Origin of the sequence: Sphingorhabdus sp. (genome assembly GCF_044354325.1) — a bacterium.
Classification (GTDB): domain Bacteria; phylum Pseudomonadota; class Alphaproteobacteria; order Sphingomonadales; family Sphingomonadaceae; genus Sphingorhabdus_B.
In genome coordinates, this window is sequence record NZ_JBILAF010000075.1 from 1 (window position 1) to 10,484 (window position 10,484).

The 10,484-nt window shown below is 58.4% G+C and carries 12 protein-coding genes; 2 read left to right on the forward strand and 10 right to left on the reverse strand.

Annotated features, from left to right (window positions below; translation table 11 throughout):
* Together ACIQ0G_RS07720 and ACIQ0G_RS07725 are read left to right on the forward strand one after the other, a co-directional pair.
* On the forward strand, positions 1-2,065 hold a 2,065-nt coding region (locus tag ACIQ0G_RS07720), incomplete at its 5' end, for a TonB-dependent receptor (RefSeq protein ID WP_397577402.1).
* A 99-nt stretch (positions 2,066-2,164) separates the two neighbouring features.
* A complete protein-coding gene (locus ACIQ0G_RS07725) occupies positions 2,165-2,287 on the forward strand; it encodes an entericidin A/B family lipoprotein (RefSeq protein WP_397577403.1) in 123 nt (40 codons plus the stop codon).
* A gap of 460 nt (positions 2,288-2,747) precedes the next feature.
* Here ACIQ0G_RS07725 and tatC read toward each other — a convergent pair whose 3' ends face one another.
* The 10 genes from tatC to ACIQ0G_RS07775 all read right to left on the reverse strand — a co-directional run bounded on the left by tatC (position 2,748) and on the right by ACIQ0G_RS07775 (position 10,389).
* Positions 2,748-3,515, reverse strand: coding sequence for a twin-arginine translocase subunit TatC (tatC, locus tag ACIQ0G_RS07730; RefSeq protein WP_397577404.1), 768 nt, complete (start codon positions 3,513-3,515; stop codon positions 2,748-2,750).
* On the reverse strand, positions 3,512-3,859 hold the full coding sequence (gene tatB / locus ACIQ0G_RS07735) for a Sec-independent protein translocase protein TatB (RefSeq protein WP_397577405.1): 348 nt from the start codon (positions 3,857-3,859) through the stop codon (positions 3,512-3,514). The genes tatC and tatB overlap by 4 nt, the downstream gene beginning before the upstream one ends.
* 82 nt (positions 3,860-3,941) lie before the next feature.
* Positions 3,942-4,160 (reverse strand): twin-arginine translocase TatA/TatE family subunit, encoded by a 219-nt coding sequence (locus ACIQ0G_RS07740; protein WP_183941305.1) that lies wholly within the window; start codon positions 4,158-4,160, stop codon positions 3,942-3,944.
* A 65-nt stretch (positions 4,161-4,225) separates the two neighbouring features.
* Positions 4,226-4,834: an SMC-Scp complex subunit ScpB gene (scpB, locus tag ACIQ0G_RS07745; protein WP_397577406.1), complete on the reverse strand. Its 609-nt coding sequence runs from the start codon at positions 4,832-4,834 to the stop codon at positions 4,226-4,228.
* The gene (locus tag ACIQ0G_RS07750; protein WP_397577407.1) at positions 4,831-5,613 is read right to left on the reverse strand and encodes a segregation and condensation protein A; all 783 of its coding nucleotides are present in this window, start codon (positions 5,611-5,613) and stop codon (positions 4,831-4,833) included. The genes scpB and ACIQ0G_RS07750 overlap by 4 nt, the downstream gene beginning before the upstream one ends.
* Positions 5,610-6,659: a beta-N-acetylhexosaminidase gene (gene nagZ, locus ACIQ0G_RS07755; RefSeq protein WP_397577408.1), complete on the reverse strand. Its 1,050-nt coding sequence runs from the start codon at positions 6,657-6,659 to the stop codon at positions 5,610-5,612. The genes ACIQ0G_RS07750 and nagZ overlap by 4 nt, the downstream gene beginning before the upstream one ends.
* 75 nt (positions 6,660-6,734) lie before the next feature.
* Positions 6,735-7,241 (reverse strand): DUF1993 domain-containing protein, encoded by a 507-nt coding sequence (locus ACIQ0G_RS07760; RefSeq protein WP_397577409.1) that lies wholly within the window; start codon positions 7,239-7,241, stop codon positions 6,735-6,737.
* Between the two features lie 65 nt (positions 7,242-7,306).
* The gene (locus ACIQ0G_RS07765; RefSeq protein WP_397577410.1) at positions 7,307-7,975 is read right to left on the reverse strand and encodes an SPOR domain-containing protein; all 669 of its coding nucleotides are present in this window, start codon (positions 7,973-7,975) and stop codon (positions 7,307-7,309) included.
* A gap of 16 nt (positions 7,976-7,991) precedes the next feature.
* Positions 7,992-9,713 carry an arginine--tRNA ligase gene (gene argS / locus ACIQ0G_RS07770; protein WP_397577411.1) on the reverse strand — a complete coding sequence of 574 codons (1,722 nt, stop codon included), beginning with the start codon at positions 9,711-9,713 and terminating at the stop codon, positions 7,992-7,994.
* Between the two features lie 25 nt (positions 9,714-9,738).
* A complete protein-coding gene (locus tag ACIQ0G_RS07775) occupies positions 9,739-10,389 on the reverse strand; it encodes a hypothetical protein (protein WP_397577412.1) in 651 nt (216 codons plus the stop codon).
* Positions 10,390-10,484 lie beyond the last annotated feature (95 nt).

Consider the following 10,484-nt stretch of genomic DNA (forward strand, 5'->3'; position numbering starts at 1 on the left):
TGCCCAGCAGACCGGCAGCACCGGCGCATCAGAAGCAGCGTCGCAAACAGATGATTTTCACAATGCCGAAGAAATCGTTGTCACCGCGCCTTATGTCGAGCGGCTCGATATTCTGTCCGGAACCTCGGCGGTGTCAGGGGACGTTCTGGCCGAGAAAACCCGCGCGCAATTGGGTGACATTCTTTCCAGCCTGCCCGGCGTATCGGCAACCAGCTTTTCCCCCGGCGCATCGCGCCCTGTGCTGCGCGGATATCAGGGCAACCGCGTCGCCGTGCTCACCGACGGCATTGGCAATATTGACGCGTCCAACACCTCTGCCGACCATGCGGTCACGATTGATACACTGACCGTTGAGCGTATCGAAGTGCTCCGGGGTCCGGCTGTCCTTTTATTTGGCGGCCAAGCCGTGGGCGGCGCGGTCAACGCGCTCGACAAGCGCATTCCGCGTGCGATCCCCGATGAAGCTGTGCATGTCGATGCGCTTGCGGGCTATGGCAGCGCGGCGCGCGATTGGTCCGGCGGAGCATCGGTTGATGTGCCGCTGACGGACCGGGTCGTCGTCCATCTGGATGGCAGCTATCGCAACAGCGACGATCTCCGCACCGGCGGATATATCCTTGCGCCTACCTTGCGCGCCGAGGTGTTGGATTTCGCGGCGGAAGAAACCAGCGAAGGCAATCTCGAAGAGGCCGCCGAAGCGCTTGAACTGGCCGACCAAAGCGGCCGCATTCCCAACAGCGCGGTGAAAAGCTGGACCGCAGCGGGCGGCATCGCCTTCATCGACGATGGCGGCAATATCGGCCTGTCCTACAGCATTTATGACACCAATTACGGCATCCCTGCCCGCCCCGGCAGTGGGCACGCTCATGCCGATGGCGAGGGCGGCGAAGAAGAAGCGCCTGTAACCATTGGCATGTGGCAATATCGTTTCGATGTCCGCGGCGAATTGGATTTGGGCGATGGCCTGTTTGAACAGCTGCGCCTGCGCGCTGGCTATGCCAATTACAGCCACACCGAATTTGAAGGTGACGAGATCGGCACCATTTTCAACAGCAAGGGGATTGAGGCCCGCGCTGAATTTATCCAAAATGATCGTGGTGGCTGGCGCGGCGCGAGCGGTGCGCAATATCAATCCCGCAATCTGGACGCGATTGGTGCGGAAGCATTCGTCCCGCCAAATAAGAGCCAGCAATTTGGATTGTTCACCTTGCAGGAATTCACCGCCGGAAATCTCGACGCCGAAGTCGCGCTGCGTTTTGACACCGCCGAGCTGCGCGCGGACACAAAGGGTATCAGCCGGTCGTTCAACAATGTCTCTGCCGCCTTTGGCGTTGGGTACCATATCGGCGATTTGAAGATCGGCGCAAACCTGTCACGCACGGGCCGCGCACCAGCGGTCGAGGAGTTGTTTTCCAACGGTCCGCATATCGCAACGCAGGCATTTGAAGTCGGCGACCCGTTGCTGAAGAGCGAGCGCGCGTGGAATGGCGAGCTGTATGCGCGTTATGACACGGCGGACACCGCATTCAACCTGACGCTGTACAGCAACCGCTTCGACAATTTCATTTACGAAGCGGAAACAGGCGCCGTTGAAGACGCCCTGCCCGTGTTCCAATATTTTCAGAACGATGCCAAGGTTTGGGGCGTCGAGTTTCAGGGATCGCAAAATGTCGCGCGCTTTGGCGATGTTGATCTGAAGGTTGATGCCGTTGCCGATTATACGCGGGCCAAAATTTCGGGCGGTGCAGGCAATGTCCCGCGCATCCCGCCTTTGCGTGTGTTGGGCGGCGTGGAGTTGAACGGCACCCGTCTTGATCTGCGCGGGGAAGTTGAATGGAGCGATGCCCAGACAAAAACAGCGCCGTTCGAAACCGCGACCGATGGCTTCACTTTGGTCAATGCGACCGCGACATGGCGTCCATTTGGCAGCGACCGCAACATATCGCTGATTGCATCTGCGAACAATATTTTCGACGTTGTCGCCCGCCGGTCGGCATCCTTCACGAAAGATTTTGTTCCGCTGTCCGGTCGCGATTTCCGTTTGTCCGCGCGCATCAGCTTTTAACGCCAAGCGCGCGGCCGTAAGCGCGCAACCGGAACATAGCGCCGCATGCCACGTTCTATCTGGGAGTCTGCAGTGTCAGACGCGATGATGGAGAATGTTATGCGCAAATTTGCAACGATCATCCTGCTTTCGGCTTCCTTGCTGGCTGCGGCCTGCAACACGGTCAAAGGCGTGGGCGAAGATATTGAATCGGTCGGCGAAGCGGGCGACCGCGCCACCTGACAACGGGATAATCTTTCCAACATCGGCAAGATTATTTCCTACAAAAACCGGACGCGGCCATGCTGCGTGCAAAAGAGGGACGGCCGGCGCGGAAGCGCTGGTGCGTGCTTCCGGCTGATGGTGTTGGTTGATTAAGGCCCGCTTGTTCCATCAGGCTATTGCCCCCGGGCCGCCTTTATTGGCTGGCATGCTGTCCATCGGGGGAAAGGTTCGTAAACCCCCAAAGGCTGTCCGCACGGCCAGGACGGTTTCCCGCCACATCCAACCATGTTCGCGCTGTTCAGAGCTTGATGCAACAGGCCCTTTTTTCAGGCTGAAGCACGCACCCTATCGCGCCGACCGTGCCAACAGGTTTCCCCGCCAGCGTTCCCGTCATCCCGACCAGCGTTCCGGACCGCCGCCTGCATGACGCGACTCGAATAACCGATATGGTTATTTGTAGGAAAGTTGTTTTTGCAACTTATTGTGTCGCCTCTTCAGCCGCTTCGGCTTTGGCGCGGCGGCGGCGGGTGAACCAGATGGCGACGAGCGCCATTTCAAACAATATACACAAAGGAATGGCGAGCAGCAGTTGCGAGACAACGTCCGGCGGCGTCAGCACCGCGGCGATGGCAAATGCGCCGACAATCGCATAACGGCGCGCGCCCTTAAGCTGTTCCAGCGTCACAATCCCTGCGCGTTCCAACAGCATCAGCAGCACGGGCAACAGAAACGAAATGCCAAAGCCAAAAATGAACTTCATCACAAAGCTGAGATAATTGTCGACGCCCGGCAGCGCCTGTTGCTGCACGCCGCCCACATTTCCGCCGAAACCCAACAGATATTCAAGCGCAACGGGTATCGCCATATAATAGGCCATCGATGCGCCAAGGATGAACAGCACCGGCGTTGCCAGTAAAAACGGCAGAAACGCACGCTTTTCCTTATTATACAATCCCGGCGCGACAAACCGCCACAGCTGTGTTGCAAATACGGGGAAAGAGAAGAAGCTGGCGGCGAAAAACGCGACCTTTATCTCGACGAAAAACGCTTCAAAAATCGCGGTGTAGATCAGCGTCTTTTGACCGGACTCGAGCAATGGCTGCACCAGAAATCCGAAAATGGGCCGCGCAAAATACAGGCTGACACCAAAGGCGATGGCGAGCGCAAGAAAGCTCCAGAGCAGACGGCTGCGCAGCTCAATCAAATGATCGAGCAACGGCATTTTGCTGTCATCAATTTCGTTCATGCCTTGGGTGCCGTTTCTGCAGGGGGCGGATCCATCGGCAATTCGGGCTGACCGTCGGTTGCGGTAACAGGCGCAGCATCATCGCCAAGGACATCGGCGCGCGGATCGGCGGGGTGTTCACGCATGATGCGTTCGTTTTCCGCTTTCCACTTTTTCTCTAATTCTTCGAGTTCGGACTGACGCACCATTTCGTCAAAGCCGGAACGGAAATGCGCCGCGACACCGCGGGCCTTGCCCACCCATTTGCCAACGACGCGCAACGCCTTTGGCAAATCCTTTGGGCCAATGACCAGCAACGCCACAAGGACGACAAGCAACAGTTCGGAAGACGCGATGTCAAACATTCAATTGGCCAATCCGGCGGGCCGTAACGACGCCAACCTTATCGGATGGCGTGTCATGGTCAGTGTGGATACTGCCCCAAGATTATTGGGTTTTATCGGTCTGCTTTTCGGCATCGACAACGGTCGTGGAACCGATCTGTGGCGGAGCCTTTGGCGCGTCGTCGTCTTCGCTCATGCCTTTTTTGAAGCTCTTAATGCCCTTGGCAACGTCGCCCATCATGTCGGAAAAACGGCCCTTGCCGAACAAGAGCAAAACCAAAATGCCGACAATCAGCCAGTGCCAGATGCTAAAACCGCCCATTTCAAACTCCTACCGGGGTTCGCCCCGAAAATTGCGACCGTGATCGCGCAGCTATCACACCCTATCTAGGCGTTGTTTTCGTCAATTTCCAGTTCGCTGTCACTTTCTTCGCCCGCAAAATGCATATCGCCCATTGCGGTGTCGATCGGATCGAGCAGTCCGGCGGCTTTCAAATCCTCAATTCCCGGCAAATCCTTGCGACTGGCGAGGCTGAAATGCGCCAGAAATCCGGCGGTTGTTGCGTAAATCAATGGGCGGCCGGGCACATCGCGCCGACCCGCTGGCCGGACCCAGCCCGCCTCCATCAACACATCCAGCGTGCCCTTCGAAATCTGCACGCCGCGAATGGCCTCAATCTCCGCACGGCTCACAGGTTCGTGATAGGCGATGATCGCCAATGTTTCGACCGCCGCTCGGCTGAGCTTGCGGCTTTCTTCGCGTTCGCGGCGCAAAACATAGGCAAGATCGGCTGCTGTTTGAAAATGCCACGCTTTGCCACGCTGGACCAATTCGATCCCGCGTCCGGCATAATGCGCCTCAAGCTGCGCCAGCGCATCGGCGATATCGACATCGTCGCCGACATAGCCGCGAATCTGTTCAACGGTCATGGGCTGGTCACTGGCGAATAAGGTCGCCTCGACCGCGCGAACATGGGGGTCGCTTATTATCGTCATGCTTTTACCCTTAACAACAATGGCGCAAATGTCGCCTCTTGCTGCAAATCAACAGCGCCGCGTTTCGCGAGCTCCAGCGCGGCCACAAAACTGGAGGCGAGCGCGGATTTGCGCAGCGCAGGTTCGGCATGGATGGGCAGAAACGCCTCAATAGACGTCCAATCGACCGCGCGGCCAATCATCGCGGATACCCGCTCCAGCGCTTCTTCCAGTGTCATAACCTGCCGTTTTTTCACGACATGCATCACTGGCTGGGTGCGCGCCTTTACCTGGCCATAAGCGGTGATGAGTTCGAAATAGTCGCATTCCCACGCCCGCGCCTTGACCACGCGCAAGCCTTCGGGATTGCCGCGCAGAAAGATATCGCGCCCCACCCGGTCCCGCGCCATCAACCGCGCCCCGCTTTCGCGCATCGCGTTCAACCGCTCAAGGCGCAATTGCAGGCGCAGCGCAAGCTCCTCTGGCGACGGGTCAATCGTCGGGTCCTTGGGCAGCAGCAGTGCGGATTTAAGATAGGCGAGCCACGCCGCCATCACCAGATAATCCGCCGCAAGCTCCAGCTTCAGCGCGCGGGCCTCATCAATGAAGACCAGATATTGTTCGACCAAGGCAAGGATCGACAGTTGGCGCAAATCGACCTTTTGGTTGCGCGCGAGTGCCAGCAACAGGTCAAGCGGACCTTCCCATCCGTCAATATCGATGGTCAGGACATTGGGTTCGGGAACGCTCGCCGTGCGGAGCGCCTCTTGCTCTTCATCAAAGAGCAATTGCCCGGTCATGCCGCGCCCGTTGCTCCACCGGTCAGCTTCGCACTTGTGTCCGCAAGCGCGAGCAGCTGATCCCGCTTGTCGAGCAAATAAGCCAGTCGGTCGGCATCAAACGCCGGGACAGGCAAGGCCATCGCGCGGTCCAGCCGCGCCCGCGCCGCTGCGGTGATTTCGGGCAACATGTCCGCAATCGCACGCATTTCGTCCAACCGGCCCCAGCAGTTGAGCGCGATGTCGCATCCGGCCTCAACACAGCGCAGCGCGCGTGTCGCCACGTCGCCTTGAAGCGCGTTCATATCGAGATCATCACTCATCAACAGGCCGTCAAAGCCGATATTCTGGCGGATGATATCATTCAGCACATAAGGCGACATGGTTGCCGTGTGCTGATCGTCCCACACATCATAAACCACATGCCCGGTCATGCCCATCGCGGCGTCGTTAAGCGCGCGAAATGGCGCGAGGTCTTGTTCAAGCTCTGCCGCGCTGGCGGTGACATGCGGCAGGTCATGGTGGGTATCGACGCTGGCGCGGCCCTGCCCCGGCATATGTTTGACGACCCCAATGACGCCGCCCTTTGCAAGGCCATCGAGGATCGCGCGGCCAAGTGCGGCAACGCGCATCGGTTCGCTGCCCAGCGCGCGGTCACCGATGGCCGAATGCGTTTCGGGCACGCGGACATCCAGCACGGGCAAGCAATCGACGTTAATGCCCACTTCGTTGAGCGACAGCGCAATCGCTTCGGCATTGCAACGCGCAGCCTCAATCGCGGTCATGGGTGCCAAATCGTACAGCGCGTCAAACGCCCCGCCAGCAGGAAAGTCGGGCCAAACCGGCGGACGCATACGCGCGACGCGGCCGCCTTCCTGATCAATCAGGACAGGCACATCATCGCGGCCATGCAAGGTTCGCAGGCTGTCGGTCAGCGCGCGCACCTGATCGCGGTCCTGTATATTGCGTTTGAACAGGATGTAGCCCGCCGGTTCGACATCGCGAAACAGGCGTTTTTCATCATCAGTCAGGGTCAGGCCCGAAAGGCCAAATATCACGGGCTTCATAGCGCGCAAGCTAGGGCCGCCGTGCCCCCAAGGCAAGCATGGAGCAGCGGCGCTTTGGCCCAAAGCTGTGTATAATTAACGGATTGCCCCAAGGAAATCGAGCTTACCCACAGGCACGCCCTTCATCCGCAGCAACGCATAGGCCATGCTGAGATGGAAGAAGAAATTGGGAATGGCAAAGCCGTGGACGTAGCTATTGCCCGTGAAGGGTATGTCACCACTTGGCGTGGTGAGCACGACTTTCGCGTCTTCGCGGCCTTCAAAACCATCGGGCGATGCGGCTTCCAGAAACGCAATCGCCTTGGCCACGCGGCCTTGCACATCGGCGTAGCTGACTTCATCATCAGCCCATGGCGTATTTGCCACTTGGCCGACGCGGACCGCGACGAACTTTGCCGTATCGGTCACCATCTGAACCTGACGCGTGAGCGGTGCCATATCGTCGATCAAGCGCGCATCAAGCAAGTCGGACAGGGGCATGCCTTGCTCCGCCGCAAAGGCGCTGCCCTTTTCGAGCATGTTGGACAGGTTTTTCAGGCCGCGGATGAAAGCGGGAATGGCGACGTCATATAATGCAGGCATGTTCTTCTCCTTGAAGCGTGCGGTCGGCATAAGTTGCAAATGGAAACTTTACAACCGCGACGCCGCTACCGCACGATCAGGCAGTTTTCGCCCGCTACCTTCAGCTTTGCGCACAATTGCTGCGCTTCGGATGAATTCGCGGTCACGGCCTGAAGCCGGAAAACCTTGCGGCCACCTTCGACATTGGTTTCCGCGATTTTGCGGTTCATTCCGGCCAAAAAGCCAAAGCGTTTGTTCAGCGCAGCCCAAGCCGCGTCAGCCTTGGCAGAATCGCCAAACGCGCCGAGTTGCACCATGACTGTGCCAGCAGTTGGTGCAGCAGACGGTGCTGGTGCCGCCACTGGAGCCGATGCCATGGCAGCAGGCGGAGCGGTGGCCGCGACTTTTGCGGCGGGAACCAATGTCGCGCCGGTTTTGGTGCCTTCACTCGCGGCAAAGGCGGAGTCGCCCTCACCTTCAAATCTTTTGCCACCGGCGTCCTGAGGCTTGACCTTATAGGCGCCTGCGGGTGCGGCAATCAGTTGGCCATTGCCATTCGCGCCGCCGATCTGGTTACGCTGCAGCCAATAGATCGCGCCAATAATCGCTGCGAGCAAGACAAGCCCGGCAAGCAACATCACCGTCATCCGCAGCGGGGATGTACTTTCAACATATTCGTAACCGTCAGCGGTTTCCAACCAGGGCAGACGATCGGGATCGTTGAGATTCAGTCCATTATTGTTGGTGTTGTTCATGCCGGTCCCCCAATTGCTACATATTGTAAGCGGCCTCGACGCCCATCAGGCGCAAACCATTGCGCAGAACTTGCCCGATATTGGTCGCCATGAAAAGCCTTGCGCCGGTTAGCGCCGGGTCCTGTGCCAATATGAAGCGCTTGTCCGGCTGGTCATTGCCCAAGTTCCAATACGCATGGAATGCCGCCGCCAAGTCATTGAGATAAAATGCAATACGGTGTGGTTCACCCGATTTGGCGGATGCTTCGACAATACGCGGGAAGTTTGCGGCTTCGCGAATAAGGCCGATTTCAGCGTCGCCTAACAATGCGAGTTCCGATCCGTCGACGCCCAAGCCCTCGCCCTCTGCCTTGCGCAGTGTCGAGGCAATACGCGCATGCGCATATTGCACATAGAATACCGGATTGTCCTTCGACGCTTCGACCACCTTGGCAAAGTCAAAGTCCATCTGCGCATCGGATTTGCGCGTCAGCATCGTGAAGCGGACGACATCCTTGCCGACTTCTTCAATGACATCGGCGAGCGTGACAAAGCTGCCCGACCGTTTGGACATTTTCACGGGCTCACCGCCGCGCAGCAGGCGCACCATTTGCACAAGCTTGATATCGAAATCGACTTTGCCATCGGTCAGCGCGTTGACCGCCGCCTTGATGCGCTTGACGGTACCCGCATGATCCGCGCCCCAAATGTCGATCATGGCGTCAACGCCCTGACTTTTCTGGAAATGATAAGCGAGGTCAGCGCCGAAATAGGTCCAGCTGCCGTTGGATTTCTTGATTGGTCGGTCTTGGTCATCACCAAATTGCGTCGACCGGAACAAGGGAAGCGTAACCGGCTCCCAATCTTCGATTTCCTTGCCCTTTGGCTTTTCCAATTCGCCGTCATAGACAAGGCCACGCGCGCGCAGTTCGCGCTCGGCAATGTCCGCCTTGCCTGCTTCATGCAGCTCGGCTTCGGATGAAAACAGGTCATGATGAATGCCAAGCAAGGCAAGGTCGGCCTTGATCATGTCCATCATCTCGGCAACCGCAGCTTTGCGGAACAGCGCAAGCCATTCTGCCTCTGGCTGGGCGACATATTGGTCGCCAAAACGCTCGGCGAGATGCTGGCCAACCGGGATCAGATAGTCGCCGGGGTAAAGCCCTTCGGCGATCTCGATGGTCTCGCCCAATGCCTCGCGATACCGCAAATGCGCCGACCGCGCCAAAACGTCGACCTGACCACCGGCGTCGTTGATATAATATTCGCGCACGACACGGTAGCCTGCGAACTCCATCAATGCGGCAAGCGCATCGCCCACCACAGCGCCGCGGCAATGCCCCATATGCATTGGCCCCGTCGGGTTGGCGGAGACATATTCGATATTGACCGATTTGCCGTCACCACGGTGCGAGCGCCCATAATCATCGCCAGCCTGCGCAATCGCGCGCAGTTCGTCGAGCCATGCCGATGCATCCAACCGCAAATTTAGAAAGCCCGGCCCAGCGATTTCGACAGCCGTCACGCCAGAAACCTTTGCCAACTCCGCCGACAAGGCTTCGGCCAATTGGCGCGGATTAAGCCCAGCGGGTTTGGCGAGCACCATCGCCGCGTTGGTCGATATGTCGCCATGCGATGGATCGCGCGGCGGTTCGACCGTCACATTAGAGCGATCAATGCCCGATGGCAGGGTCTTGCTGGCAACAAGTGCGTCCAGCGCATGATCGACATGCGCTGCATATTGTTCAAAAAGGGTCATCTTCGTGCCTTGAAAAAAACGCGTATCAACGCGTTACATTATACCGCAGCTGATCTTCGGTCAGCTGGAAACCGACAAGCATTTCAAAGCTTGATCGGACGACCGCCGCGCGCACTTCAGGGTCCGCCATGGGGTCAAGCGCCGCATCGGGGTCACCCGGCTTGCGCTTCTTGGTAATTTTTTGAACGATTTCGGCCGGCAGGCTGGCCGATGCCTTGTCGATATAGCTTCCGGCTTGCGCGCTGGCGGATGCCCGCTGCTGGCCGTCGGCAAATTGCAGGGTCACTTGGCCCACGCGCTTGGCGATAACGGCGCTGTTGCCCTGCACCACGGTGGTGAAATAGGGCAAAGTCACGGTCCGGCTGCCTTGCGTATCGCTGCGCCGCGCCTGAACATCAAAACTGGCTTGTGAAAAAATCTTCTCGCCACTGTCGTTGCACGTCGGGCGGATATTCGTGATCGACGCGACAACGTCAATTGCGCTCGCATCTTGGCTGTCGGCCGGGTTGAACAAGGTTATGTCGCCTGTGCCATCAGGAACGGCGACCGCAGGGCAACCCGAGCGTGTGACGTTCACGCCTACACCGGCACCGATATCAAGGTCGCCTTCGCGCGAACAACCGGCCAAGGTTGCTGCGACAATGCCGAAGGTCAGGACTTTGGCGGCAAATTTCATATAGGCTATCCTTGGCATAACAGTGCATGGGTTGCGGGTACGTCGCTGGCATTGGTCCTTATCCGCCCATCGCCTGACGTGCAACAGGGGAAAGG

What these genes read in the sequence shown, in the direction of transcription:
- ACIQ0G_RS07725 (WP_397577403.1), top strand. Translation starts at nt 2,165, where the DNA reads ATGCGCAAATTTGCAACGATCATCCTGCTTTCGGCTTCCTTGCTGGCT.
- tatC (WP_397577404.1), bottom strand. Translation starts at nt 3,515, where the DNA reads ATGAACGAAATTGATGACAGCAAAATGCCGTTGCTCGATCATTTGATT.
- tatB (WP_397577405.1), bottom strand. Translation starts at nt 3,859, where the DNA reads ATGTTTGACATCGCGTCTTCCGAACTGTTGCTTGTCGTCCTTGTGGCG.
- ACIQ0G_RS07740 (WP_183941305.1), bottom strand. Translation starts at nt 4,160, where the DNA reads ATGGGCGGTTTTAGCATCTGGCACTGGCTGATTGTCGGCATTTTGGTT.
- scpB (WP_397577406.1), bottom strand. Translation starts at nt 4,834, where the DNA reads ATGACGATAATAAGCGACCCCCATGTTCGCGCGGTCGAGGCGACCTTA.
- ACIQ0G_RS07750 (WP_397577407.1), bottom strand. Translation starts at nt 5,613, where the DNA reads ATGACCGGGCAATTGCTCTTTGATGAAGAGCAAGAGGCGCTCCGCACG.
- nagZ (WP_397577408.1), bottom strand. Translation starts at nt 6,659, where the DNA reads ATGAAGCCCGTGATATTTGGCCTTTCGGGCCTGACCCTGACTGATGAT.
- ACIQ0G_RS07760 (WP_397577409.1), bottom strand. Translation starts at nt 7,241, where the DNA reads ATGCCTGCATTATATGACGTCGCCATTCCCGCTTTCATCCGCGGCCTG.
- ACIQ0G_RS07765 (WP_397577410.1), bottom strand. Translation starts at nt 7,975, where the DNA reads ATGAACAACACCAACAATAATGGACTGAATCTCAACGATCCCGATCGT.
- argS (WP_397577411.1), bottom strand. Translation starts at nt 9,713, where the DNA reads ATGACCCTTTTTGAACAATATGCAGCGCATGTCGATCATGCGCTGGAC.
- ACIQ0G_RS07775 (WP_397577412.1), bottom strand. Translation starts at nt 10,389, where the DNA reads ATGAAATTTGCCGCCAAAGTCCTGACCTTCGGCATTGTCGCAGCAACC.